The sequence below is a fragment of the Limnovirga soli genome (genome assembly GCF_013106755.1).
GTDB classification, from domain to species: Bacteria; Bacteroidota; Bacteroidia; order Chitinophagales; family Chitinophagaceae; genus Limnovirga; species Limnovirga soli.
This window is the reverse complement of the sequence record NZ_WHPF01000001.1, coordinates 328,537-354,866: the sequence shown is the minus strand read 5'-3', so window position 1 is coordinate 354,866 and position 26,330 is coordinate 328,537. Positions and strand designations below refer to the sequence as shown.

General features: G+C 42.3%; 20 protein-coding genes. 17 read left to right on the top strand and 3 right to left on the bottom strand.

Features of this window, described 5'->3' with window-relative positions; all coding sequences use genetic code 11:
• Window positions 1-37 precede the first annotated feature (37 nt).
• The 16 genes from GD597_RS01300 (at window position 38) to GD597_RS01225 (ending at window position 21,851) form a co-directional block, all read left to right on the top strand.
• The gene (locus tag GD597_RS01300) at window positions 38-3,628 is read left to right on the top strand and encodes an efflux RND transporter permease subunit (RefSeq protein WP_171605983.1); all 3,591 of its coding nucleotides are present in this window, start codon (window positions 38-40) and stop codon (window positions 3,626-3,628) included.
• A gap of 457 nt (window positions 3,629-4,085) precedes the next feature.
• Window positions 4,086-4,550 (top strand): RidA family protein, encoded by a 465-nt coding sequence (locus tag GD597_RS01295; protein WP_171605982.1) that lies wholly within the window; start codon window positions 4,086-4,088, stop codon window positions 4,548-4,550.
• 58 nt (window positions 4,551-4,608) lie between these two features.
• The gene (locus GD597_RS01290) at window positions 4,609-5,826 is read left to right on the top strand and encodes an aminotransferase class V-fold PLP-dependent enzyme (RefSeq protein ID WP_171605981.1); all 1,218 of its coding nucleotides are present in this window, start codon (window positions 4,609-4,611) and stop codon (window positions 5,824-5,826) included.
• A 202-nt stretch (window positions 5,827-6,028) separates the two neighbouring features.
• Entirely contained in the window at window positions 6,029-7,807 is a 1,779-nt protein-coding gene (locus GD597_RS01285) for a PQQ-dependent sugar dehydrogenase (protein ID WP_171605980.1), read from the top strand.
• A gap of 11 nt (window positions 7,808-7,818) precedes the next feature.
• Window positions 7,819-8,352 (top strand): RidA family protein, encoded by a 534-nt coding sequence (locus GD597_RS01280; protein ID WP_171605979.1) that lies wholly within the window; start codon window positions 7,819-7,821, stop codon window positions 8,350-8,352.
• 146 nt (window positions 8,353-8,498) lie between these two features.
• Window positions 8,499-10,133, top strand: a complete 1,635-nt coding sequence (locus GD597_RS01275; RefSeq protein WP_171605978.1) for an aminotransferase class V-fold PLP-dependent enzyme — start codon at window positions 8,499-8,501, stop codon at window positions 10,131-10,133.
• Between the two features lie 95 nt (window positions 10,134-10,228).
• Window positions 10,229-11,518, top strand: coding sequence for an amidohydrolase/deacetylase family metallohydrolase (locus GD597_RS01270; RefSeq protein ID WP_171605977.1), 1,290 nt, complete (start codon window positions 10,229-10,231; stop codon window positions 11,516-11,518).
• On the top strand, window positions 11,515-12,789 hold the full coding sequence (locus GD597_RS01265) for an amidohydrolase/deacetylase family metallohydrolase (RefSeq protein ID WP_171605976.1): 1,275 nt from the start codon (window positions 11,515-11,517) through the stop codon (window positions 12,787-12,789). The genes GD597_RS01270 and GD597_RS01265 overlap by 4 nt, the downstream gene beginning before the upstream one ends.
• A 118-nt stretch (window positions 12,790-12,907) precedes the next feature.
• A complete protein-coding gene (locus tag GD597_RS01260; RefSeq protein ID WP_171605975.1) occupies window positions 12,908-14,659 on the top strand; it encodes a c-type cytochrome in 1,752 nt (583 codons plus the stop codon).
• Window positions 14,660-14,858: 199 nt separating this feature from the next.
• Complete coding sequence (locus GD597_RS01255; protein WP_171605974.1) at window positions 14,859-16,079, top strand: aminotransferase class V-fold PLP-dependent enzyme; 1,221 nt, start codon at window positions 14,859-14,861, stop codon at window positions 16,077-16,079.
• 44 nt (window positions 16,080-16,123) lie between these two features.
• A complete protein-coding gene (locus GD597_RS01250) occupies window positions 16,124-17,383 on the top strand; it encodes an amidohydrolase/deacetylase family metallohydrolase (protein ID WP_171605973.1) in 1,260 nt (419 codons plus the stop codon).
• Window positions 17,384-17,596: 213 nt separating this feature from the next.
• Window positions 17,597-18,430 carry an SMP-30/gluconolactonase/LRE family protein gene (locus tag GD597_RS01245; protein ID WP_171605972.1) on the top strand — a complete coding sequence of 278 codons (834 nt, stop codon included), beginning with the start codon at window positions 17,597-17,599 and terminating at the stop codon, window positions 18,428-18,430.
• Between the two features lie 111 nt (window positions 18,431-18,541).
• The gene (locus GD597_RS01240) at window positions 18,542-19,462 is read left to right on the top strand and encodes an RraA family protein (protein ID WP_235954144.1); all 921 of its coding nucleotides are present in this window, start codon (window positions 18,542-18,544) and stop codon (window positions 19,460-19,462) included.
• Window positions 19,463-19,520: 58 nt separating this feature from the next.
• A complete protein-coding gene (locus GD597_RS01235; protein ID WP_171605970.1) occupies window positions 19,521-20,603 on the top strand; it encodes a bile acid:sodium symporter family protein in 1,083 nt (360 codons plus the stop codon).
• Window positions 20,604-20,632: 29 nt separating this feature from the next.
• Window positions 20,633-21,058 carry a nuclear transport factor 2 family protein gene (locus tag GD597_RS01230; protein WP_171605969.1) on the top strand — a complete coding sequence of 142 codons (426 nt, stop codon included), beginning with the start codon at window positions 20,633-20,635 and terminating at the stop codon, window positions 21,056-21,058.
• Between the two features lie 13 nt (window positions 21,059-21,071).
• On the top strand, window positions 21,072-21,851 hold the full coding sequence (locus tag GD597_RS01225) for a carbohydrate-binding family 9-like protein (protein WP_171605968.1): 780 nt from the start codon (window positions 21,072-21,074) through the stop codon (window positions 21,849-21,851).
• Window positions 21,852-22,194: 343 nt separating this feature from the next.
• Here the strand turns inward: GD597_RS01225 and mgrA are convergent, their stop codons facing one another.
• Window positions 22,195-23,190, bottom strand: a complete 996-nt coding sequence (mgrA, locus tag GD597_RS01220; protein WP_171605967.1) for an L-glyceraldehyde 3-phosphate reductase — start codon at window positions 23,188-23,190, stop codon at window positions 22,195-22,197.
• A 38-nt stretch (window positions 23,191-23,228) separates the two neighbouring features.
• Entirely contained in the window at window positions 23,229-23,678 is a 450-nt protein-coding gene (locus tag GD597_RS01215) for a GlcG/HbpS family heme-binding protein (RefSeq protein WP_171605966.1), read from the bottom strand.
• Window positions 23,679-23,960: 282 nt separating this feature from the next.
• On the opposite strand from GD597_RS01215, the gene GD597_RS01210 reads away from it, so the two are divergent.
• Window positions 23,961-24,971: a LacI family DNA-binding transcriptional regulator gene (locus tag GD597_RS01210; protein ID WP_171605965.1), complete on the top strand. Its 1,011-nt coding sequence runs from the start codon at window positions 23,961-23,963 to the stop codon at window positions 24,969-24,971.
• A 173-nt stretch (window positions 24,972-25,144) separates the two neighbouring features.
• Here GD597_RS01210 and GD597_RS01205 read toward each other — a convergent pair whose 3' ends face one another.
• On the bottom strand, window positions 25,145-26,305 hold the full coding sequence (locus GD597_RS01205; protein ID WP_171605964.1) for a glycoside hydrolase family 172 protein: 1,161 nt from the start codon (window positions 26,303-26,305) through the stop codon (window positions 25,145-25,147).
• Between the last annotated feature and the right edge of the window lie 25 nt (window positions 26,306-26,330).

The following is a 26,330-nucleotide window of genomic DNA, read 5'->3' as shown; positions in this document are numbered from 1 at the left end:
TTAAAGTTGACAAACAAACTAATTCAAAAGTATTGCTATGAGCGTATTAGAAAATTTTACAGGTTCATTTAAACAGTTCGGCCCCACTACCTGGAGTATAAAAAATAAAACTTCTATATACCTGCTAATGATATTTGTTACCATAGCAGGTGTATTTCAATTTGTTACTTTACCAAAGGAAAGATTTCCGGATATTGTTATTCCGCAAATCTATATTCAAACGGTATATGTAGGTAACTCGCCAAAAGACATTGAGAATCTGGTTACCAAGCCAATTGAAAAACAGATTAAAAGTATTACCGGTGCTAAAATTATTAAGACCACCAGTACATCGCAACAGGATTTTTCGGCCATTATTATTGAGTTTAGTACCGATGTAAATACAGACGTGGCTAAACAGAAAGTAAAAGATGCAGTGGATAAAGCCAAAGCAGATTTGCCAACAGATCTTACCCAGGAACCCAATGTGGTGGAAGTAAGTTTGTCTGACCAGCCCATTATGTATGTAAACGTGAGTGGTAATATTGATTTGTTGCGTTTGAAAGGGTATGCAGATGATTTGAAAGATAAACTGGAAGAGTTGCCACAGTTAAACAGGGTAGACCTGGTGGGTGCACCTGAACGTGAGTTTCAGATAAATGTTGATAATTACCGTATGCAAAGCAATGGCATTACCTATGATGATATTAGTAATGCGGTGCAAAGAGAGAACCTTGATATTTCCGGTGGTTTATTGGATGTGGGTAATACAAAAAGAAATCTACAGTTAAAAGGACAATTAAAAACTGCAGGCGATATTGAGAAAATAATTGTACGCAATTTTAATGGCCAGCCTATTTACCTGAAAGACATTGCTACAATAAAAGACACGGTTAAGGAGAAAGAAAGTTATGCCCGTTTAAATGGCAACAATGTTATTACACTTAATATCATTAAAAGATCCGGTGAGAACCTGATTGAAACTTCTGATAATGTAAAAGCTGTTGTTGATGAATTAAAAGAAGCCAGTTTTCCTAAAGATTTGAATGTTGTGATTACAGCAGACCAAAGTACTGCTACCAAAACATCCTTTACCGATCTGGTAAATTCTATTATCATCGGCTTTGTATTGGTATTGATTATTCTGATGTTTTTCATGGGGGTTTTAAATGCATTCTTCGTGGCATTGAGTGTGCCCCTAAGTATGTTTGTTGCCTTTGTATTTATACCTGGAGCAGAACTGATTGTAGGTTCAAGTATTACATTAAATTTTATTGTACTGTTTGCGCTTTTATTCGGCTTGGGTATTATAGTGGATGATGCCATTGTAGTAATTGAAAATACACACCGCATTTTTGTGGAAGGTAAAGGTAAAGTAACGGCTGAGCGTTCTGCCATGATGGCTGCAGGTGAAGTATTTATACCAGTATTAGCGGGAACGCTTACTACCCTGGCACCCTTCTTCCCGCTTTTGTTTTGGCCGGGAGTGATTGGTAAGTTTATGATATACCTGCCTACCATGTTGATATTTACACTGGTAGCATCACTTATAGTTGCGTTTATAATGAACCCTGTTTTCGCGGTAGATTTTATGAATCACCCTGAAAACGATAAAAAAGAACCTAAGACAGCCATTTTTAAACAACCCGGTTTATGGATTGCATTAGGCCTGGGTATTTTGTTGGATGTATTTCAAATCACCTTCTGGGGCAATTTATTATTGTTGCTGGTATTGCTGGGTTTGTTCAACCGCTTTTTGCTGGAAGATATGATTCACAGCTTTCAAAACAGGGTTTTGCCATGGATCATGAGCCATTACGAAAACCTGTTACGCTGGGCATTAAATGGATGGAAACCAGTATGGCTATTACTAGGCACCTTTGGATTACTGATAGTATCACTGGTAATATTTGTTGCATCAGTAGTTAGTGGTCGTGTACCTATTGAATTTTTTCCGCTGGGCGATCCTAATCAAATTTATGTATACTTAAAACTACCGGTAGGTACAGCGGTATCTTATACAGATTCTGTTACCCATGTGCTGGAAGAAAAAGTACAAAAAATTGTTGGGGTAGATCATGGTAAAACCAACGCCATTGTAGAAAGCGTTATTACCAATGTTGCCATTGGCGCCAACGATCCTATGAGCGGCGACCAGAGTGCACACCCCGAATTAGGTCGTATACAGGTTTCATTTGTAGAATTTGGTAAGCGTAACGGTGTAGGTACTGCGCCCTATCTCGATTCTATCCGGCAAGCTGTAAAAGGTATTCCCGGTGCGGAAATTACGGTAAGTCAGGAACAAAATGGCCCACCTACAGATCCCCCGGTTAATATTGAAGTAGCCAGTGAAGATTTTGATAAACTTATTAAAACTTCAGTAGCGCTTAAAAATTACCTCGATTCTATTCAGGTGCCGGGCGTAGAAGAACTTAAAATGGACGTAGACCTTACTAATCCTGAAATCACCTTATCGGTAGACAGGGAAAGGGCCCTCATTGCTGGTGTTTCAACAGCACAAATTGGCCTTGCAATAAGAACGGCATTATTTGGTAAAGAGGTTTCCAAAATAAAAGATGGCGACGATGAATATAAAATTCAACTACGTAACGATGTGCTGCAACGCAAAAGCATCGATGAACTGTTGAATATGAATATCACTTTCCGCGATTTTGCCAGTGGTGGTGCTATCAAAAATGTACCCATCAGCTCATTGGTTAAGGTAGATTATACCAACACGCTGGGTAGTGTAAAAAGAAAAAACCTGAAACGCACCATTAGTTTACGATCAAACGTGTTAAGTGGTTTTACCCCAACTGCTGTTAACCAAATACTAAAAGGTCATATAGATAATTTCAACGGCCAAAGCGATGATGTAACCATCAAGCAAACCGGTGAAGGTGCCCAGCAGGCCGAAACAGTAGCATTCCTTGGTCAGGCCCTGATCATTGCATTAATGCTTATCCTGTTTATATTGGTGCTGCAGTTTAACTCCATCAGTAAGCCGGTAATTATTCTTACCGAAATTGTATTTAGTATCATCGGTGTATTGCTTGGTTTCTCTATTACTGGAATGTCAGTTTCTGGTGTAATGACGGGTATTGGTATAGTAGGCCTCGCAGGTATCGTGGTTAAAAACGGTATCCTCGTAATTGAATTTACCGATGAATTAAGGGCACGTGGCTTAAAAACCCGTGAAGCTGCTATTCAGGCAGGTAAAACACGTATCATCCCGGTATTGTTAACAGCATTGGCCGCTATTCTTGCTCTAATACCATTGGCTGTAGGCTTTAATATAGATTTTGTGGCCATGTTCTCCGAACTAAATCCACATATCTTCTTTGGTGGCGATAATGCAGTTTTCTGGAAACCATTGGCCTGGACCATCATCTTTGGTTTAACCTTTGCTTTCTTTATGACATTGATTATCGTACCAAGTATGTATCTCATTGCCGAGCGTTTACGCAGGCCCATGCGCAGAACATTTGGTGGTAAATGGATTAGTTTGTTGGGCATACCGCCACTCACTTTATTATTCATGCCATTAATGATCTTTACTATGCTGCAACACAGGGCCGCAAAAGCCCGCAGAAGAAAAAAATTACAAGGTAAAAATGTAAGCGAATCCTTTATAGGCAGCTGGTTCTAAACCAGTACAAATAAAATTGCTGAACTTATAACCCCTATGTTAGAACCTCAGCAAGCCGTTCTGCACCAGCGTTTACGCTGGCTGTAGAACGGTTTTTTTTGGCCATAGGTTTAGCTATGCATGAGGCTTTACTTGCGTCGCACTCTTGTACCGCAGCACTCAAAGCAGCAATAATAGATTTAGCGGCAACCGCGCATGATTTTTAAACATAAAATTTATCCCATACCTTACTTATGGCTTTCGCCACCCACTCATCCCATTTTCCCAATCATCTCCATTCTAAGAATTGCCTGTTCTTACTGCATCAAATAGGCTACACATTGCACATTCGCATTGTTTTTCACCACTTTATGTGTACGGCTAGTTTCGCAAACGATTGCATAAGGGTTGGCGGCATCAATTAAAAAATCTAATTTGAACCTCCTTTATTTTCATTCATTTCATTAAAATTATCATCATGCAGGAAAAGCGCCGATCATTGATCAAGAAATTATTTGGCTCCATTGTAGCCACTACCGGTTTAGGTTTTGCTGCCAAAGCTGCCAGCCATACAACTGACGAAAAAGAAGCGCATAATGTAGTTTACGACCAGGATATTCCTCTCTTCTCCGGTCACACCATTTTAGGCAATATGGTTTTTATTGCTGGTAAAGGCGCACACTTTGTAGGCGATATCACTTCCCATACCGATCATGTGTTAAAAGAACTGGAAAAAGAACTGATAGCCGCCGGCTCTTCAATGGATAAAGTACTAAAAGTAAATGTGTATCTCGACGATATTAAAGATTACAAAGGAATGAACGAGGTATTCAAAGGCCGCTTTGGTAAAAAACCACCTGTACGTACTACAGTAGCCGTAGCAAAAGGAGGCGTGCCTGGCGATTCACTGGTAGAAATGGATTGTATTGCTTACATCTCTTAAATAGTAAAATGGTATTGTACGCATTATCTGTTCATCACTTAGTTCCAAATTAACACATATGAGAAGAAGAGACCTACTCAAAAATTTATCCTTACTGCCGGTAGCTGGTGCAGCAGGCGCATTTATATCCACCGATGCTGCCGCAGCGCCGGTGCCTGCTGTTAAACGAGACTTGTTTAAAGAGCTGGGCGTTCGCACATTTATTAATGCTGCCGGTACTTATACATTTATGACGGGCTCCCTAATGCGCGAAGAAGTAGTAGAAGCCATCCGCTCTGCCACCCACGATTTTTGCCTGCTGGATGAACTACAGGATAAAGTAGGCGCCAAAATTGCCACCATGGTACATGCTGAATCTGCCGTTATTACTTCCGGGTGTTTTTCAGCACTTACATTGGGACTGGCCGGTGTGCTCACCGGTATGGATCAAACCAAAGTAGAACAATTACCGCATCTCGCCGGCACCGGCATGAAATCAGAAGTGATTATTCAAAAAGGCCATAGCATTGGTTATTCTCATGCACTTACCAATACTGGTTGCACTATAGTAACCGTAGAAACCATTAGCGATGTAGAAAAAGCCATCAGCGATAAAACTGCCCTGCTCTGGTTTTTAAATGTGCAATCCGATAAAGGCTTAATCAACCACGAACAATGGGTAGCACTGGGTAAAAAATATAAAATCCCCACTATGATAGATATTGCTGCGGATGTACCCCCCGTAGAAAACCTGTGGAAGTTTAACGATATGGGTTTCGATCTTGTTTGTGTGTCTGGCGGCAAAGCCATGCGTGGCCCACAAAGCACAGGCATTCTCATGGGTAAAAAAGAGTTGATTGCTGCAGCCCGTTTAAGCATGCCGCCACGTGGTACCACCATTGGACGCGGTATGAAGGTGAACAAAGAAGAAGTATTGGGCATGTATGTGGCACTGGAACATTTTGTCAATGCCGATCATGAAAAAGAATGGAAAGAATGGGAAGGCCGTGTAGCCACTATCCAAACGGCTATCAAAAATATTCCCGGCCTTACTACAGAGGTAAAAGTGCCCACGCTGGGCAATGTAACGCCTACCTTGCATGTAACCTGGGATAAAACCAAACTAAAACTAACTACCAAAGACCTGCAGGAAAAATTGCGCAACGGCAGCCCATCCATAGAAATCGTAAATGGTGGCGATGAGCACATCAGCATCACTACATGGGTAATGCTGCCGGGGCAGGAAAGAATTGTTGCCAAAAGGTTATCAGAAGAATTGGCTGCAGCAACAGCCTAGTTTTTATTGCCGGCAGTTGTACATTACCCGGCATCCGTTGTGTCACTCACTTGTACGTTCGCCTATAGGGCAGCATATTTTGTTTGATGCCATGCTTGTTGCCGTACAAGAGTGCGACGCAACGGATGTTGAAATGTATTACGGCAGCCGGGTTCATATCTATTCAATACCCCTATTATTTAACTGTATATATTTTGCTGAAATGGTGAATCAAAGAATCGTTGCTTACAAACGATACACAACATCTACATTTTTTGTTGCCCTTTTTACAGGCGCATTGGCTATTTTATTTTCGCAGTGCAAACCAGGGCAGCTTAAAGGCGATGCTGATAATGGCGGACTTACGCTGCCCGGCGGTTTTGAAGGATTGGTAGTGGCCGATAGTGTTGGCGCTGCAAGGCATCTGGCCGTAAATTCCAATGGCGATATTTATGTAAAACTACGTGGCTCTTATGCCGATGGCAGTAACGTGGCTTTACGCGATGAAAATGGCGATGGAAAGGCCGATGTTATTAAAAAGTTTGGGGTTTATACCGATTCTATGGGCTATGGTACTGCCATGCGCATATACAATGGCTACTTGTATTATAGCTCCACCGGGGATGTATTTCGCACCAAGCTGATACCAGGCGAACTGCTGCCCGAAAAAAATAGCGAACTTATTCTGCACGATGATTACCAGAACGACCCGCATGGCTATAACCACACCGCAAAGCCTATCACGTTTGACGATAAGGGCAATATGTATGTGCCTTTTGGTTCACCATCTGATGTATGCCAGCAGTTAGACCGAATACCCGAATCTCCGGGGCAGGACCCATGTCCGCAACTGGCAGAGCATGCAGGTATCTGGCAATTTAATCCCGATAAAACCAATCAAACCATAAAAGATGGTAAACGCTATGCCACTGGTATAAGAAGTGCTGTAGCCATTACCTGGAACCCTCAGGATAAGGATATTTATATTGTACAACATGGCCGCGACGAAATGCATAGAACATGGCCCGGCATGTATACCAAATGGCAAAGTGCATTATTGCCTGCAGAAGAATTTTTGCATATAAAAGAAGGTGCAGATGCTGGCTGGCCGTATTATTATTACGATTGGATGCAAGGCAAAAAACTGCTAAACCCCGAATATGGCGGCGATGGAAAAAAGGAAGGCAATGGCAGTAAATACGAACAGCCACTTATTGGTTTTCCTGGCCATTGGGCCCCCAACGATATTTTGTTTTATACAGGCAACATGTTTCCGGCACATTACAAAAATGGAGCTTTTATCGCTTTTCATGGTTCTACCATTAGGGCGCCGTATTCTCAGTCGGGCTATTTTGTAGCTTTTGTACCCTTTAAAGATGGTAAGCCCAGCGGCCCATGGGAAGTATTTGCAGATGGCTTTGCCGGCATGGATACCATTCTGAATACCACAGACGCAGCTTGCCGCCCTATGGGTTTGGCACAGGGCCCCGATGGTTCTTTGTACATCAGTGATTCTCGTAAGGGTAAAATTTGGCGCATAATTTACAAAGGCTATACCGCTAATTTTGGCGCACCTCAACTGGCAGCAATGGAAAAACTTAAAACTACCAGTGCCCACATTAAAAACCCCGATGAAGTAGCCGATAACCTGCAAAAAACAAAGCTAACGGGTGGGGCGGAAATTTATAGTACCTATTGCGGCGTTTGCCATTTAAGCAATGGCAAGGGCGACGGTAGCCGTTTTCCACCATTGGATAGTTCCGAATATGTATTGGGCGACAAAACCCGCCTCATCAATATTTTACTAAATGGTTTGCAACAACCCATTACAGTAAAAGGCAAACAATTTAATAACCTAATGCCCAGCCATAGTTTTTTAACTGATAAAGATCTGGCCCTGGTATTAACCTACGTACGGCAAAATTTTGGCAACAATGCCACCGAAATTAACGAGGAAGAAGTAGCAGCATTAAGAACTAAAATCAGCGCTCAAAAAAAATAAATTATTACAGTATGAAAGCAATCATCAGTTGCATTAGTTTTTTGTTGCTTGCCAGTGGTATTTGCCAGGCACAGCAAACCAATGTAAACCCCGAAGCAAGGATAAAAGAATTGGGTATACAACTTATAACGCCTACACCGCCCATTGCCAATTATGTAAAAGCGGTTCGGGTGGGTAATATGGTGTATCTCTCCGGTCATGGTCCCGATAAACCAGAAGGTGGTCTGGTTACCGGAAAAGTGGGTAGCGATCTTACGCTGGAACAGGCAAGGGATGCAGCCAGGTTAACAGCTATTTCCCTGCTGTCTACACTTAAAGCCGAAGTGGGCGATTTGAACAAAGTAAAACGCATTGTAAAAGTTTTGGGTATGGTAAATGCCATCCCAACTTTCGAGCAGCACCCCAAAGTAATCAACGGTTGTTCCGATTTGTTGGTGCAGGTATTTGGCGAGAATGGTAAACATGCCCGTTCGGCTGTAGGCATGGGTTCCTTGCCCAATAATATCGCTGTAGAAATAGAAATGATTGTAGAATTAAAAGAATAAAAAGCCGGTATGCATTGCCGTTTGTATGATACCGGCTGCAGTACTCCGGTTAAACATCCTTGCGTCGCATTACGTTCATCTGTAGTATCACTATTGGGCATATAACAGCCGCAATACATTTATTAACAACCATTACAATCATTCGTATGAAACGCAGACATATTTTAAAAGGTATTACCCTGTTACCATTGGCCGGAACACTGGCTCCCCTTAAATCGCTTTTTGCAGCGCCGGCGGTGGATAACCTACAGCAGCTTTCCGTTGCAGGTGAGCTGGCTATAGGGCCCAATATATTTCAGTCGATAGGAGTGGAGCCGATTATTAATTGCAGGGGCACTTTTACCATCATCGGTGGCTCCATAGAACGCCCCGAAGTGCGTGCCGCTATGGAAGCCGCCTCCAAAGATTTTGTACAATACGATGAACTGGCTGATGGTATTGGCAAGCGTTTATCAGAGATTACGGGTGCAGAATGGGGCATGGTGTCATCTGGTTGTGCTGCCGGTATGAAGCACGTAACGGCTGCCTGCATTACCGGCGGCAACCCCGAAAAATTAATTCGTATTCCAGACCTTACAGGTTTTGATAAAACCGAAGTAATTATCCCCAAAACATCGCGTAATGTATACGATCATGCTATTCGTAATATAGGCGCCAGAATAATTGAAGTAAACAGTCCGGAAGAATTGAAAAGTGCCCTAAATGAAAGAACCGCCATGATATACATTATGGCTTATGATGAATCGCAACCGGGGCAACCGCTTTCTTTGGAAAATGTTGCTGCAATTGCAAAACCCCATAAAGTACCCATACTGGTAGATGCAGCTGCCGAAGTACTTACCATTCCCAATATTCATTTACAACGTGGTGCTGATGTAGTGGTTTACAGTGGTGGCAAAGCTATTTGTGGTCCCCAATGCGCCGGTTTGGTATTGGGAAGAAAAGATATACTCATGTCTGCCTGGCAGGCCAGCTCACCACACCACGGGCCGGGCCGCGATAATAAAGTTGGGCGTGAAGAAATGATGGGCATGTTGGCAGCGGTGGAAGCATGGACCAAACGCGACCATGCCGCAGAATGGAAAACCTGGCTTTCCTGGCTGGATGTAATTGCAAAAAAGCTTTCTTCTATCGAAGGGGTTTCCACATCGGTTTTTGAACCTACTGAATTGTCTAACAGGTCTCCGGTATTAAATGTTTCCTGGGATCCGGCAAAATTCAATATTACCGGGGATGAAATGGCAGAAGAGCTGGGTAGAAATAAACCCAGGGTAGCTATAGGCAGCGATAATAAAGACGGTAAAACATTTATCAATATTACCACCGGGCAAATGCAGCCGGGGAATGAAAAAGTGGTGGCTGACAGGGTTTTTGGTGTGCTTACCCAAAAGCGGTCACCTAAAAAAGCTGCTACTGTACAGCCATCGGCAAATCTTGCTGGTAGCTGGGATTTGAGTATACAATTCTTTAGCAGTACCAGCCAGCATATGTTGTTTATACAGCAGGATGGCAAATGGATAAAAGGTTCTCATAAAGGTGAGTTCTCTACCCGTGAACTTACCGGAACAATAGAAGGCAACGAAATTAAATTACGCAGTGTTGACCGTCATCCGGCAGATGCCATTACGTTTACTTTTTCAGGTACGGTGGCCAATGATGCATTTGCAGGCTCGGTATATTTGGGCGAATACCGTACCGCAACTTTTACCGCGAAACGCAGCGGCTTTAAAATAAAACCACAGGAAATTGTTGTGCCCGGCGGTCCGCCATTGGCCACTTAATAATGGCTGCATAGTATTGTTGCCGTACAAGAGTGCGACGCAAGGATGATGATAATGGTGCTTTGCCGGGCTAAAAATTATTTAAACAATTTGTTATGTTGTACAATGTAAAAAGGTTGAACAGAAACGCTGCAAAAGCCATTTGCTTTTTACTGGGAGTATTGTTTTTTTTTACTGGGCATGCACAACAAATTGATATTTTGTTAAAAGGAGGCCATGTAATTGACCCTAAAAATAAGATAGATACCGAAATGGATATAGCCATTATGAATGGCAAAATATGGCAGGTGGCAAAAGATATTCCCGTTACTAATGTTAAGCAGGTGATTGATGTAAGCGGTTTGATTGTTACACCCGGCATTATTGATATGCATGTACATGTTTTTGATGGCAAGGATTTGAATGCTTACATCGCAAATGCGCCCACGAGTTTGCCGCCGGATGGTTTTACCTTTAGGGCAGGTGTAACAACGGTGGTTGATGCAGGTTCATCGGGCTGGCGCAATTTTAGAAAGTTTAAAGAGCAAACCATAGATAAATCTCAAACCCGTGTGTTGGCTTTGCTGAATATTGTAGGTAATGGTATGGTAGGCAGGTTTGAGGAACAGGATACCGCCGATATGAACCCGCAGCAAACGGCCTACATGATAAAGAAATTATTTCCCGATATTATTGTAGGTATAAAAGCCGCCCATTACTGGGGTGGTTTTACGCAGGTTGACCGTGCGGTGCAGGCGGGTAACATGGCAAATGTGCCTGTGATGGTTGATTTTGGTGAGCACCAGCCACCCAATTCTATTGAGGCCTTGTTTATGCAGCGCCTGCGGCCGGGAGATATTTTTACCCACACATTTTCCTATGGCCCCACAGTACGCGAAACCATTGTGGATGATAGCGGAAAAGTAAAACCTTTTGTATTTGCTGCCCAACAGCGGGGAATTGTTTTTGATGTGGGTCATGGTGGTGGCGCATTTTCGTGGCGGCAGGCTATACCTGCCATGCAGCAAGGTTTTAAGCCCAATGTAATAAGCACAGATTTACATGCAGAAAGTATGAATAGCGGTATGAAAGACATGAGCAATGTAATGTCTAAATTCCTGAATATGGGCATGAGTTTACCCGATGTAATTCTGCGTGCTACCTGGAACCCCGCCAATGTAATAAAGCGCCCCGATCTGGGTAATTTAAGCGTTGGTGCCGATGCTGATGTTACGGTATTTAATGTGCGAAAAGGCAATTTTGGATTTTTGGATATTCGTAAAACTGTTTTGAAAGGCACGCAAAAACTGGAAGCCGAATTAACCATACGCGCCGGTAAAATTGTTTGGGATTTAAATGGACTCAGTGCACCGGGATGGGAAGTTGAAATGAAAAATAAAAAATGAGAAACCAGCTAATATATCTGCACACTTCTTCTGGCCGCAACAATGTGGCCGGGAGAGGTTTTTGTGTGTTGGTGTTCCTGTTCCTTTCTTTCATTACCTGCGCACAGCAGTATGATTTACTGTTAAAAGGCGGTCATGTATTTGATGCCAAAAATAAGATTGATGCCATAAAAGATATTGCCATACAGGATGGGAAAATTGGCAAAATAGATAATTCGATAGCTGCATCACTGGCAAAAAAAACAATTGATGCAACAGGTTTATATGTGGTACCCGGATTAATTGATATACATACACATGTTTTTGTTGGTAGTAATGCAAACACATTTGCCGATGGTATCAACAGTGTATCGCCTGATGATTTTACTTTTAAAGCAGGCATCACCACAGTGGTAGATGCAGGCACATCGGGCTGGCATAATTTTACTTTGTTTAAAAATCAGGTAATAGATAAATCGCAAACCCGCATACTTGCTTTTGTAAATATTGCCGGCGATGGCATGAATGGTAAACCCATGCAGGAAGATATCAGCACCATGATTACCGATTCGGCAGTGGCCATTATTCAACAATACAAAAGCCTGATTGTGGGCGTTAAAATTGGCCATTACGAAGGGACAGATTGGGCGCCATTTAACAATGCCCTGGCAGCCGCAAAAAAGTCTAATACACCGTTATTTGTGGAGTGCCATCTGCCTCAATATAGTTTGCAGGATCAGCTAAGCAAGTTGCGTCCCGGCGATATTATCACCCATTCATTTGAACAAATTACAGAACGGTTGCCCATAATAGATAGTGCCGGTAATTTGCGCCCCTTTGTATTGGCAGCCCAAAAAAAAGGAGTGCTGTTTGATGTTGGCCATGGTGGCGCCGGTTTCTGGTTTAGCCAGGCCCTGCCTGCATTTCAGCAAGGCTTGGTGCCCAATACATTTGGTAGCGACCTTCATCGTTTTAGCATGAATGCGGGTATGAAAAGCATGTTAAACATTATGTCCAAATACATGGCAATGGGTATGCGTTTGCAGGATGTTATTGCACATGCCACCTGGAATGCCGCCACTGCAATTCATAGGGAAGACCTGGGTAATTTAAGTGAGGGTGCTGTGGCGGATATAGCTGTGTTAAGTATGCAGCAAGGTGTATTTGGTTTTATAGATGCCGCTGGAATTAAGTTGCCCGGCACACAAAAATTAGAAGCAGAACTAACTATACGTGCAGGCAAAATTGTGTGGGATTTAAATGGTATTTCGGCACAGCCATATAAGCCTTAATATTATTTGTAGCCCGGCAATAGTAAGCTACTGCAGCTTTACTTGCGTCGCACACTTGTACGTTCAGTAAAGCTATGCAGCAAAATAAAATGTATCAATAAAGCAACACATCATCCTTATGTATTACAGGCATCATTTATCATTACAAAAGCTCAGTGCAATTTTATGCCTGTTGTTATTTGTTTTGGCGCAGTGTAATACTGGCAACCCGCTGCCAAAGGGCGATGCAGATAATGGTGGTCTTTTTTTGCCCGGTAATTTTGAAGCAGTGGTGGTAGCAGATAGTATTGGTCCGGCACGCCATTTAGCCATAAACAACAATGGAGATATTTATGTAAAGCTGCGCTATTCCAAAAAAGGGGAAGGCGGTAATGTAGCTTTGCGGGACACCAATAACGATGGCAGGGCCGATTCAATTGTATACTTTGGTGATTATTATAATGAAGGTAGTTTGGCCAATTGCATGCGCATACACGATGGCTATTTATATTTTGCTTCGGAGCTGGTGGTGTATAGAAACAAGTTAACACCAGGCAAACTAATTCCCGAATCAAAAATGGATACCATACTTACTGAGGATGATAACCGGGGCTCGCACTGGCATATTACCAAACCTGTCGCTTTTGATGATAATGGCCATATGTATGTTCCTTTTGGGGCACCAAGCAATGCCTGCCAGGATTTGGTAAGAACCCCGGGTGGTACACCCGGTTTTGCCGGGTTGAATCCCTGTCCCGAATTAGAAAACCATGCCGGCATTTGGCAGTTTGATGTAAATAAAACAGGCCTTACCCAAAAGGATGGAAAAAAATTTGCTACAGGTATAAGAAGCGTAGTTGCTATGGCCTGGAATAAAGAAACCAAAAATTTATACGCAGTTATGCATGGCCGAGATGACCTGCATTTATTATGGCCCGATAAGTTTACGCCCTGGCAAAGTGCAGTGTTGCCTTCAGAAGAATTTTTAAAGGTAGAGGAAGGCAATAATTTTGGCTGGCCCTATAGTTATTACGACCAGATACAACACAAAAATATACAGGCACCCGAATATGGTGGCGATGGTAAAATGCCAGCCAAAGATAGTAGCGTTCAAATGCCGGTAATGGGTTTTCCGGCGCACTGGGCACCCAATGATTTACTGTTTTATGAAGGTGACCAATTTCCTGAACATTATAAACATGGTGCTTTTATAGCATTTCATGGCTCTACCAACAGATCGCCTTACCCGCAGGCAGGTTATTTTGTTTGTTTTGTACCTTTTGTAAATGGAGCACCCTCCGGTGAATGGGAGGTGTTTGCCGATGGTTTTGCCGGAGTAGATACCATTGTAAATACCGATGATGCGCAATACAGGCCAATGGGCCTTGCCGAAGGGCCAGATGGTTCTTTGTATGTGTCAGACTCAAAAAAAGGAAAAATTTGGCGCATTATGTACAAAGGTGATAAAGGCAATTTTGGCAAAGAACAACTAGCGGCAATGGAGCAAAGAAAATTAAATGCCAATATCCGCACACCGGATGAAGTTGCCGATAATTTGTATAAAGACAAAGCCATTCCTGGCGCACAGGTATACAATACGTATTGCATATCCTGTCACCAGCATAATGGTCATGGCGACGGTAACCGGTTTCCCCCGTTGGATAGTTCTGAATGGGTAAATGGTGATAAGCAAAAATTGATTGATGTAGTATTAAATGGGTTGAATATTCCCATTACTGTTAAAGGCAAACCTTATAATAACCTGATGCCTCAACACAGTTTTTTACGTGATGAAGATATAGCGCAGGTATTGAATTATATAAGACAGCATTTTAATAATAATACCGATGTTATTACTGTTGGGGAAGTGAAGAAGGTGAGGGGGAAGTAGTGAGTAGTGAGTGGTGAGTGGTGAGTGGTAAAGGGGGAATGTTATTTGGGGGTGGTGAAGGGTTGATGGGATTGAAAAATTCCTTGCTGCCTGTTGTGATGCTGTACAAGAGTGCGACGCAAGCGGTGCCTCATATAGAACAATAGCCGGGTACAAAAAGAATGCTTGGTTTAATATTTATACACTTAAAAATAAAAATATGAAACGCAGAAATGTATTAAAAGGATTATCGCTGCTGCCGTTTGCAGGTGGTGCGTTGGGTAGTGTACTGCCTTCTTCTGCAGCGGTGGCTGCCACCACTGTAAAAAGAGATTTGTTTGCAGAACTGGGGCTGCGCACTTTTATAAATGCTGCGGGTAATTATACATCTATGACAGCATCGCTGATGCCGGATGAAGTAATGGAAGCTATTAACAGCACGGCTAAAGAATATGTAATGCTGGAAGAAGTGCAGGATAAGGTAGGGGAAAAAATTGCTGCTATTTGCCATGCCGAAGCGGCTTTTGTAACAGCCGGTTGCTGGTCGGCATTGGTATTAGGTATGGCAGGTGTACTTACCGGAATGGATCAAAAAAAAGTAGCCCAATTGCCTAAGTTGGAAGGCACTGGTATGAAATCGGAAGTGATTATTCAAAAGAGCCATATAAACGGGTACGACCATGCTTTAACCAATACAGGTGTTACCATTGTTACCGTAGAAACCATGGAAGAAGCCATTGCGGCCATTAACGATAAAACTGCGATGCTTTGGTTTTTAAACAGGGAAGCACCCATGGGTAAAATTCAACACCGCGAATGGCTGGAGCTGGCTAAACAACATAAACTGCCTACCATGATTGATATGGCTGCCGATGTGCCACCGGTGGAGAATTTATGGAAGTATAACGATATGGGTTTTGATCTGGTTTGTATATCTGGCGGCAAAGCCATTTGTGGTCCGCAAAGTGCCGGTATATTAATGGGTAAAAAAGATTTAATAGCAGCTGCAAGGCTTAGTGCGCCACCCAAGGGCGGTAATATTGGCCGTGGCATGAAAGTGAATAAAGAAGAGATAATTGGCATGTATGTGGCTTTAGACAGCTATGTAAAAAGAGATCATACCAAAGAATGGAAAATGTGGGAAGACCGTATTGCCTATATTAAAAATACACTTGCCAATATTGCCGGTGTTACTACTGAAGTAACGATACCAGCTGTTGCCAACCACAATCCATCTCTCATCATTTCCTGGAACCCGGCTATAGTTAAAATTACCCGTGATGCCATGGGCGAAAAGCTGCGAAAGGGTAGCCCTTCTATTGAAACAATTGCCTGGGAAACAGAGAATAGCATCAGGATTACTGTATTTATGTTAAAGCCCGGGCAGGAAGTAGTGGTAGCAAAAAGAATTAAAGAAGAACTGTTACAGGCTGCTGTATAAATTAAGAACAAATTGAAAAACCTTGTTTAGATAAAAACGATCATATGAAAAAAGTATACGGTTTATTATTGGCAGTTATTTTTTTGGGGAACACCGCCATGGGGCAGTTATACGATATTGTAATTAAAGGCGGCCATGTTATAGACGCTAAAAATAATATTGATGCAGTGATGGATGTAGCCATTGCCGATGGAAAAATTGTTCAGGTAGCCGCCAATATTGATGGTAAACAGGCGGCACAAACTGTAGATGCCAAAGGCTTATATGTAACGCCGGGTTTAATTGACCTGCATGCGCATGTATTTTTTGGTACCGAGCCCGATCATTATTTAAGTAATGGACTGGTAGCAATAGTGCCCGATGGTTTTACTTTCAGGGTGGGTGTTACTACCGTGGTAGATGCAGGTGGTGCCGGTTGGAAATCTTTCCCTACGTTTAAAAAGAATATTATAGATAATTCGCAAACAAGGGTATTGGCATTATTAAATATTGTTGGCGAAGGCATGCGTGGCGGAGCATATGAGCAGAACGAAAATGATATGGATGCCAAGATGAGTGCTATTGTAGCCAAACAAAATAAAGACATAGTTGTAGGCTTTAAGGTAGCACATTTTAACGGTCCGGAATGGACGCCTGTTGACCGCGCCGTGGAAGCAGGCAAACAGGCCAACATGCCTGTTATGATTGACTTTGGCGGTAATAACCCACCTTTATCTATTGAAGAATTATTTATGAAACACCTGAGGCCCGGTGATATTTATACCCACACATATACGCTGCTTGATGGCAATGTACGGGAAACAGTGGTTGATGAAAAAACAAGTAAGGTAAAACCCTTTATTTGGGATGCCATAAAACGTGGTATTATTTTCGACGTTGGCTATGGCGGCGCCAGCTTTAATTTTTCGCAGGCTATTCCCGCATTGCAGCAGGGATTTTTCCCCAACACCATAAGTACCGATTTGCATACCGGCAGCATGAATGCCTCAATGAAAAGCCAGATAGATGTGATGTCTAAATTTCTGTTAATGGGTATGCCTTTAAAAGATGTAATAAAAGCCAGCACCTGGGCCCCCGCACAAGTAATAAAACACGAAGAGCTGGGTAATCTTTCCCCTGGGGGTATTGCCGATGTAGCCATATTGGATTTGCGTCAGGGTAATTTTGGCTTTTACGATAAAACCGGTTATAAGGTGGATGGAAAACAAAAATTTGAATGTGCCATGACGATCAAGGGCGGCAAAATTGTGTACGATCTTAATGGTATTGCCAACCCCATTTATCCAAAGCCAAAAACCAAATAGCTATTATTGGCCGTGCTGTATAACAACAGGCATCACCGCTTGCGTCGCACACTTGTACGGTTGGTAATGCTGCGCAGCTTTCAACAGCCGGTTTATCAAAAAATGCGGCTAATAACATCTAATCAACCAATAGAAATGAAAGTACAACGCTTCTTATTTTGTTTAATAGTATCAGGCGCATGTTGGGCCTGTAACACAACTGAACCAAAAAGCATGACCAACGAATTATACACAGCTGCTGATTTTACAGCAGTAAATACATTTACCACCGGTGCCGAAGGCCCTGCTGTTGATAGTGCAGGAAACTTATATGCAGTAAACTATGCACATGAAGGTACCATTGGTATTGTAACACCATCCGGCGACAGCAGTATTTTTGTGGAATTGCCCAATGGAAGTATTGGCAATGGTATACGGTTTAACAGCAAGGGTTTAATGATGATTGCAGATTATACCAATCATAATATTCTGCAGGTAAATATGGCTACCAAAGAAATTAGTGTGTATGCCCATAATGCTGCCATGAACCAACCCAATGATATTGCCATAGATAGCAAAGACCGCCTCTATGCCAGCGACCCAAACTGGAAAAATAACTCCGGACAAATTTGGCGGGTAGATACCAACGGACAAATATTATTGCTGGAAGATAGCATGGGCACTACCAATGGTATTGAAGTAAGTCCTGATGGAAAAAAATTATATGTAAACGAATCTGTACAACGCAAGGTTTGGGTATATGATTTATCTGACAGTGGTACCATTAGCAATAAACAATTGCTGATAGAATTTCCTGATTTTGGTATGGATGGTATGCGCTGCGATATTGATGGTAATTTGTACATTACAAGACATGGCAAAGGCACGGTGGCCAAAGTATCGCCCCAGGGTAAATTGCTTACGGAAATTACTTTAAAGGGTTCAAAGCCCAGCAATATTGCATTTGGTGGTACCGATGGCAAAACAGCCTATATTACTTTGCAGGATAGTTGTAATATTGAAACTTTTAGGGTAGAAAAACCGGGCAGAGAATTTAAGCAATTCTAAATGTATTGTTTAGCTGCCTATTGATATGCCGTACAAGAGTGCGACGCAAGTAAAGCCAGATAGCAATATCATGTTTGGCTCATAAAAATTAAATACTAAATGCTTACCAGTATGATGAATAGAATTGTTTTTTTATGTGCACTGATAATAATGTGCGGCAATGGTTTTGCACAAACCATGCAAAAGGATGAGTTGATATTTCTTACCTCGGAATGGAAGGGTGAACGCTTTGCCGATGGGCGGCCCAAAGTGCCTGATGAGTTGATAGAAAGAGCCAAACATATAGGCTTTGAATCGGCCTGGACGATACTTAAAAACCTGGGCTATAATAACCAATACGAAGGTGGCTGGAAAACGGTAAATGATACAGTAAAAGTAACCGGCCGTGTAGTTACTGCACAATACATGCCCAGCAGGCCCGATGTGGAGAAAAATATTAAAGATCGTGGCAAGGCAGAAGGTAGAAAAGGTAATACCAATTCATGGCCGATAGATGTGTTGGTAAAAGGCGATGTTTATGTGGCAGACGGCTGTGGTAAAATTGCCAAAGGCACTTTAATTGGCGATAACCTGGGCAATTCCATTTATGCTAAAAGCGGCAATGGAGTTGTTTTTGATGCATCGGTGCGTGACCTTACCGGCTTATCGGAAATAAAAGGTTTTAATGCCTATGTACGTGACTTTGACCCATCGTACCTGGAAGATGAAGTGCTGATGGGATTGAATACACCTATTAGAATTGGTCACGCCATTGTATTGCCCGGCGACCTGGTAATATCAGACAGGGAAGGTGTAATTTTTATACCTGCACATTTGGCCGAGAAAGTAGTATACACTGCTGAGTTTATAGATTTACGCGATATGTTTGGCCATGAAATGTTGAAAAAAGGTAGTTTTTCTCCGGGCCAGATAGACAGCGACTGGACAGATGAAATAAAAACCAGTTTTTTAAAATGGCTGGATGCGCATCCCGGATCTACCAAATTAACCAGGGCACAGTTGGATGCGCTTATGTCTAAAAGAACCTGGTAAAAGCAGCATCGCATTTGGGTGGTAACCTATTTTTTTTGATCAACTTTATTATTGGATTATGTATAAAATTTCGCTAACGGTTGCAGGTGTTTGTTTGTTGGCAGCACTGGTATTTTTCTTAATGGGTAACACTGTTGTTGCCGGCCCTTTATTGGTGGCATTTTTTATAGCACTCGCTATAGGTTTTCGTGGATATGTTGCACTGAAAGGATTTGCCTATACCACTACCATTTTTGCAGCGGTAACGTCTGCCTTATTGTACCCGCAATTTTTTGTAGAATGGGATGGGTTTAAACTGGCTACCCTAATTACGCCCTTAATACAATTGATTATGTTTGGCATGGGCACTTCCATGAGCTTTAAGGATTTTGCTGGGGTGGTTAAAATGCCCAAGGGTGTTTTTATAGGCGTGTTTAGTCATTTTGTAATTATGCCATTGCTGGGTTTTACGTTGGCAAGCGCCACCAATTTTCCACCCGAGATTGCGGCTGGTATTATTCTTATTGGTTGCTCGCCCAATGGTATGGCCTCTAATGTAATTTCTTATCTGGCTAAAGCCAATCTGGCATTGTCTGTTACTATAACGGCTGTTTCTACCATGCTGGCCCCATTTATTACGCCCATGTTAATGAAACTATTGGCCGGTGCATTTGTAGAAATACATACGATAGATATGATGTTTGATATTTTTAAAATGGTGATTATACCAATTGGAGCAGGACTGGTATTTAATCATTTTTTGCATGGCAAATTAAAATGGTTAGATAATGCCATGCCGCTGGTATCTATGTTTGGTATAGCTTTTATTATTGTAATTATTACTGCCGCAGGCAGGGAAAGCCTTTTAACCATTGGCCCTGCTTTAATACTGGTGGTATTAATACATAATTTATGCGGGTATACATTGGGATATTGGAGCGGAAGATTATTTAAAATGAAAGAACGCGATTGCCGTACTATTGCCATTGAAGTAGGTATGCAAAATGGCGGTCTGGCATCGGGGCTGGCAAAAGCAATGGGTAAAATGGCCACAGTTGGTTTGGCGCCTGCTATATTTGGTCCGCTAATGAATATTACAGGTTCGGTATTGGCATCGTACTGGCATCGCAAACCGGTTGAGGATGAACTGACAGAAGCATAATTAATGAGCATTTAAAATAACTTGCATACATGAAAAAAAATTTGTTGTTGGCAGCTTGTGTATTGCTGTGTATGGGCACAATGGCACAATCCAAAGAGGAGCAGGCAGTTACTACTGCTGTAACAATGTTTAATAAAGCCATTGTAGATGCTGATTCTGCAGCATTGGTAAACCTTACCGCCGCCCAATTAAGTTATGGCCATTCTAATGGCAAATCAGAGGATAAAGCCACTTTTATACAAACCGTTTTGCATGGCCCGCTGGATATGTTAAGTATCGACGTATCGGCGCTGCAAATAACCATTGCCGGAAAAGAAGCTATTGTAAGACATATTTTTTCAGCAAAAATTACCAATAACGGTACCCCCGGTGAGCTAAAAATTGGGGCATTACTGGTATTTACCAAACAAAAAAGCAAATGGGTTTTACTGGCCAGGCAGGGATATAAATTATAAAAGCAACATCATTATGTGTACAAACAGGAATTACAAAGCAAGAGGGATAATAGTATTAGCGGCATTAATTATTACAGCACTGGCAAATGCACAAATTAATAATAGCGGCCATATTTTAAAAGTGGGCAAAACCACCGATTTTACCTTCACCGGAGATGGCAGCAGCAATAATTGGAATAATACCGGCTGGCAAACTATTACCGAAAGAAATACCAGCCTGCTGCAACAAAATAAATGGAATATTCCCGCCGATAAAGCACGCAATCTTTTGCATTATAGTACCCAGTTTAAAATTATGTATTCCGATAAAGGGATTTACTGTTTATACCAGTGCGAGGATAGTGCCATTACCGCCACGCTTACTGAGGATTATGCCAACCTGTATGATGAAGATGTGGTAGAAGCTTTCTTTTGGCCCGATTCTGCTATGCCATTGTATCTGGAGTATGAGTTATCTCCCTTGAATTACGAGTTGCCCATTTTAATACTCAATAACAAAGGCAATATCATGGGTTGGAAACCCTGGCAGTACAACGATGGACGAAAAATTATACATGCCATTCACATCAATAAAAATGCAAATACCAGCGGCAGAATTAGCTGGACAGCCGAGCTGTTTATACCTTTTGCTTTGTTAGGCCCCATGAATAATGTGCCCCCCAAAAAAGGTACCCAATGGCGGGCAAATTTTTACCGCATAGATTACGATAAAAACCCGGCTTACAGCAGCTGGCAACTAACACAAAGCAATTACCACGATTACAAAAGTTTTGGTACGATAGAATTTAATTAGTCAATTTTTAGCCCGGCAATTCAACAAGTATGCAGCTTTACTTGCGTCGCACTCTTGTGCTTTAACAAGTGTGGCAGCTAATAAACCTGCTTGTATGTATGCTGTTGGTAGTTGCAAAAGTATTTGCCAAAACAGCTATTTGGTTGTTGGCCCTTACTGTTGGGTAAAGAACCAACCGTTGCAGTGTGCGACGCAAGTAATGTTCAATAGTTATGCTGTGGATTGGCTAATAAAAAAACATGGCCTGCTTTATAGTTAAGTGCAGTGGGTACTGCCTAAAGCGGCCATGTTTTATTACGAGGTGAATACTATAATCTGCCTGAAAACAGTTGCATAAACTGATTTATTTTAAAATGGCATTTATACGGTCAAGTTCTTCGCTGGTAAATGAATAATTTTCCAGACAGCGAATAGAATCCAGTACCTGTTCCGGTTTGCTTACACCAATTAAGACAGAGCTGATACGTGGATCTTTTAAAATCCAGGCCAGTGCCATTTGCGCCAGGTTTTGGCCACGTTCTTCGGCCAGTTTATTTAATGCCAGTACTTTGTTTAAAGTTGCCGGTGAAATAGCATCTTCTTCAATTGCGCCATTACCCCTGTGGCTGGCGGCCCTTGAACCTGCAGGAATGCCCTGTAAATATTTGTTGCTTAATAAACCCTGCGCCAGCGGCGAAAAGGGAATACAACCCACTTTGTTTTCTTCCAGTACATCCAGCAATCCATCCTCTACCCAACGTTCGAACATGGAGTATTTGGGCTGGTGAATAAGGCAGGGTGTGCCCAGTTGTTTTAAGATGGCAATGGCTTTGGCAGCTTCTTCAGGCTGGTAGCTGGAAATGCCTACATAGAGGGCCTTACCCTGGCGTACCATCAGGTCTAATGTACCCATGGTTTCTTCCAGCGGGGTGCCGGGATCGGGGCGGTGATGGTAAAATATATCTACATAGTCAAGCCCCATTCTTTTTAAACTTTGGTCAAGGCTGGCTACCAGGTATTTTTTTGAACCCCAGTCGCCATATGGGCCGGGCCACATACCCCAGCCTGCTTTTGAGGAAATAATCAGTTCATCGCGGTAGGGTAAAAAATTATCTTTTAAAATTTTTCCAAAATTCTCTTCTGCAGAACCCGGAGGCGGGCCATAATTATTGGCCAGATCGAAATGGGTGATGCCTTTATCAAAGGCGGTACATAAAATGTTACGGGCATTTTCCAGTTTATCAATATGCCCAAAGTTGTGCCATAAGCCAAGAGAAATGGCAGGCAGTTTTAGTCCGCTGTTTCCACACCTGCGGTATTCCATGGAGGCATAGCGTTGTTCGTTTGCTAAGTATTGCATTGTATTTATTTTAAGTTGTTAGTGCCTGTTGATATGTGTTAAGCCTCCTGTGCCAGATCAAGCGCTTTTATCATTATTTCAATATCGGTAGTTCCTCTAAAACCACTAAAGCCAACTGCCAGTATTTCTCCAGATTTTGTGGTAAGTGGTTGGCCTCCTTCCCAGCCAATCAGGTCGGGGGCTTCAATGCCATTGGCATTCTCGTCTACTTCCCTGGTAAATACCATCCGCTCATATTCGCCCGTTTTAACGCCGGTAAGCCAAACCTGACTGGCTTTTGTCCAGGCCACTTTATAGGATTGTCTTAGCCGGGGTTTATTGGTGCCAAACATTTTGCCATGTACTAATCCGGTTTCATCAATGATGCAAACCGCCACATTGCCATTTGAAATAATTTCATCTGCCGGCAATGCCAAATATAAGGGGATTAATTTTTCAATGGCATTGAATATGCCGGCAATAAGGGATTGCATATCGTTCTGTTGCATGGTAAACAGGTTTAATTATTTATGATGAGACTGTTAAATTCATAAAAAATGAGAAGCGCAGCTTATTTTACAGGGTATTTATTTGCTACAACGTTGTAGTGGGTTTTGTATATTTCAACATTATTTAAGTACAGGCTTTGCTAATATGGCTATTGCTGGCTGAGTAGCGAACAAAGCCCTGAAGTGTGCGACGCAACCGGGCCTGATAGAAGTACTACTGACGGGTACATAAAAATTATTATTACTATTGCTGGCGTGCAGGAATAAATACAGGAGGACTTTATGAATTTAAAACTACTTGCCCGGGAGTTGAATTTGTCTTTCAGCACCGTGTCTAAAGCTTTACGCGACAGCCACGAGATTAGCGCTGCCACCAAGGCCAGGGTATTGGCCAAGGCCAAAGAATTAAACTACCAGGTAAACCCATTGGCCAGCAGTTTTAGAAAACAACAATCAAAAACCATTGCGGTAATCATACCAGAGGTGGTGAATGATTTTTTTGGTCCGGTAATAAATGGCATTGAATCTATTGCGCAGGAAAAGGGCTATCATGTTCTTATTTATCTTACCCATGAGGATATGCAAAAAGAACAATCTATCACCCGGCTTTTACAAAATGGAAGGGTAGATGGGATCATGATTTCTTTATCAGAAGAAACATCGGATACAGCCCATTTGGAAGCCTTGCAGCAAAAGGAAATACCGCTCGTTTTTTTTGACCGTATTGCAGAACATATAGCTGTGCCTAAGGTAATTACCAATGATTATGAGGCCGCCCTGGTGGCCACCTCGCACCTGATTAAACATGGAGGAAAGCGTATAGCTTTTTTGTCTATCTCGCAAAATCTATCCATTGTTAATCAACGGATGAATGGGTATTTGGCAGCTTTGGAAAAGCATGGCATAGAGCAGGATAAAAACCTGATCATTTCCTGTGGCCGGAATGAGGAAGATAATCTTAACCTGATTAGAAATTTATTAGTAGGTAAAAACCGGCCCGACAGCATTTTTGCATCGGTAGAAAAATTGGCGGTAGCCACGTATCAGGTTTGTAGTGAACTTGGGTTGCGAATACCACGGGATATTAAGGTAATTACATTTTCCAATTCGAATATGGTGCCTTTTTTACAGCCATCGCTAACTACTATAACACAGCCTGCCTACGAAATGGGCCGCGAAGCTGCAGCCATATTGTTTAAGCTGATAGAAAAAAAGAGGCACTCATTTTTACCCGAAAAAACCATTATAAATTCCATATTGGTACAGCGGGATTCTACGAGGCAATTGCAATAGCAAAGCAGTAGTGAATTTTTTGAGCCCGGCTGCAGCACAATGATGTAGCTGCCGTTGCGTCGCACACTGGAGGGTTCGGTTAGAGATTGGGCTAAGAAATATATGAGATTTTGTCCATTATAAACCATTGCACAAAAAAATCCCCATTCAAACGAACGGGGATTTTGTATTTGTTAATCTACTTCCAGTAAATCTTTTGATGGCAATGTGGGGAATGGGTTATGCGGTTCTGTCTGGTACCAAAATGCGGTAGATGCTATATCATCCTGTAATGGCAGATAGCGACCACCATCCCTCCAGCCCAGGGCCTGTATAGTAACTTTTAAATCTTTTTCAAAACGGATAGGGTCTGTAATATGCCAGCGGTATAATCCAAATCGCTGCGATACATCATAATGCCCATCGCCTCTTAATACCTGTGGCAGCCCACTATAGGCAGTTGAAAATTCGGTGTAATTGGTTTCCTCTACACCGGCTGCATTTTTTTTGCGGGTATCAAAATCGTACGAGCCACAAAAATAATCCTCTGTGCCTGTACCGCAAATGGTAGGGTAATTGGTATCGCCATCCATAAAAAATTTTATCTCACCTTCACCCCACCAGCCATTGTTATGTACGCCCCAGGCTATATAAGTGCCAACATATTGTCCACGGCCCTTTATATTATTTACAATGGTATAATCCTGCTTATACGGCAGCGGATTTACGCGGTTAAACTGTGCATGAAAATAGGCCGCGTCCGATGGTACTTCAGTTAAAATATAATCTACCTGATAATACAGTACCATATCTTCTGTATTAATATTTTCCATGGTAATCCTGCACTTTTTTCTAAAAGGCATGGGCCAGTAGCAATTAAATGCACTGCCCGGGTTTACACAAACAGCCAGCGAATTTAGTGGCGAGTACCTGCCCCAACCCATTCCAAAAAAATCACCTACAGGTACTTCTACCGATGGGGTGGTTTCATCATCCCAGTAAAAACGCAGTATAGAATAACGCCAGTTACCGGTAGGCGTCATCCAAATATGTTGTATCGATCCGGGACCGGTTATTTCTGCTACGGTGTACGTGGTTTTAGATTTTATTACCACACTTGGGCTCACTTTCCAACCCTGCCCCAAATCTCTCGACGGGCCGGCACCTGTACCCGTGGTGGCCTTTCCGCCCTCGCCTTTGGCACCGTTAAAATTCTCCGGACTAATAGAACGTGTTTTAGCATCGCTGAGCCTGAAAATATTACCCATATTGGCATCTATGCCATTGTATTTTTGCGACCATGCACTGCTGCCAATCAGGGCAGTAATAAGTACACTGTACAAAATTCTTTTCATGATGGTAAGTGTTTAACTGTTTATG

Excerpts from the sequence above, each read along its gene's own strand:
- GD597_RS01230 (WP_171605969.1), top strand. The coding sequence starts at position 20,633 with ATGAAAAAAAATTTGTTGTTGGCAGCTTGTGTATTGCTGTGTATGGGC.
- GD597_RS01285 (WP_171605980.1), top strand. The coding sequence starts at position 6,029 with ATGGTGAATCAAAGAATCGTTGCTTACAAACGATACACAACATCTACA.
- GD597_RS01260 (WP_171605975.1), top strand. The coding sequence starts at position 12,908 with ATGTATTACAGGCATCATTTATCATTACAAAAGCTCAGTGCAATTTTA.
- GD597_RS01245 (WP_171605972.1), top strand. The coding sequence starts at position 17,597 with ATGACCAACGAATTATACACAGCTGCTGATTTTACAGCAGTAAATACA.
- GD597_RS01255 (WP_171605974.1), top strand. The coding sequence starts at position 14,859 with ATGAAACGCAGAAATGTATTAAAAGGATTATCGCTGCTGCCGTTTGCA.
- GD597_RS01290 (WP_171605981.1), top strand. The coding sequence starts at position 4,609 with ATGAGAAGAAGAGACCTACTCAAAAATTTATCCTTACTGCCGGTAGCT.
- GD597_RS01270 (WP_171605977.1), top strand. The coding sequence starts at position 10,229 with ATGTTGTACAATGTAAAAAGGTTGAACAGAAACGCTGCAAAAGCCATT.
- GD597_RS01235 (WP_171605970.1), top strand. The coding sequence starts at position 19,521 with ATGTATAAAATTTCGCTAACGGTTGCAGGTGTTTGTTTGTTGGCAGCA.
- mgrA (WP_171605967.1), bottom strand. The coding sequence starts at position 23,190 with ATGCAATACTTAGCAAACGAACAACGCTATGCCTCCATGGAATACCGC.
- GD597_RS01265 (WP_171605976.1), top strand. The coding sequence starts at position 11,515 with ATGAGAAACCAGCTAATATATCTGCACACTTCTTCTGGCCGCAACAAT.
- GD597_RS01225 (WP_171605968.1), top strand. The coding sequence starts at position 21,072 with ATGTGTACAAACAGGAATTACAAAGCAAGAGGGATAATAGTATTAGCG.
- GD597_RS01295 (WP_171605982.1), top strand. The coding sequence starts at position 4,086 with ATGCAGGAAAAGCGCCGATCATTGATCAAGAAATTATTTGGCTCCATT.
- GD597_RS01210 (WP_171605965.1), top strand. The coding sequence starts at position 23,961 with ATGAATTTAAAACTACTTGCCCGGGAGTTGAATTTGTCTTTCAGCACC.
- GD597_RS01215 (WP_171605966.1), bottom strand. The coding sequence starts at position 23,678 with ATGCAACAGAACGATATGCAATCCCTTATTGCCGGCATATTCAATGCC.
- GD597_RS01300 (WP_171605983.1), top strand. The coding sequence starts at position 38 with ATGAGCGTATTAGAAAATTTTACAGGTTCATTTAAACAGTTCGGCCCC.
- GD597_RS01250 (WP_171605973.1), top strand. The coding sequence starts at position 16,124 with ATGAAAAAAGTATACGGTTTATTATTGGCAGTTATTTTTTTGGGGAAC.
- GD597_RS01205 (WP_171605964.1), bottom strand. The coding sequence starts at position 26,305 with ATGAAAAGAATTTTGTACAGTGTACTTATTACTGCCCTGATTGGCAGC.
- GD597_RS01280 (WP_171605979.1), top strand. The coding sequence starts at position 7,819 with ATGAAAGCAATCATCAGTTGCATTAGTTTTTTGTTGCTTGCCAGTGGT.
- GD597_RS01275 (WP_171605978.1), top strand. The coding sequence starts at position 8,499 with ATGAAACGCAGACATATTTTAAAAGGTATTACCCTGTTACCATTGGCC.
- GD597_RS01240 (WP_235954144.1), top strand. The coding sequence starts at position 18,542 with ATGATGAATAGAATTGTTTTTTTATGTGCACTGATAATAATGTGCGGC.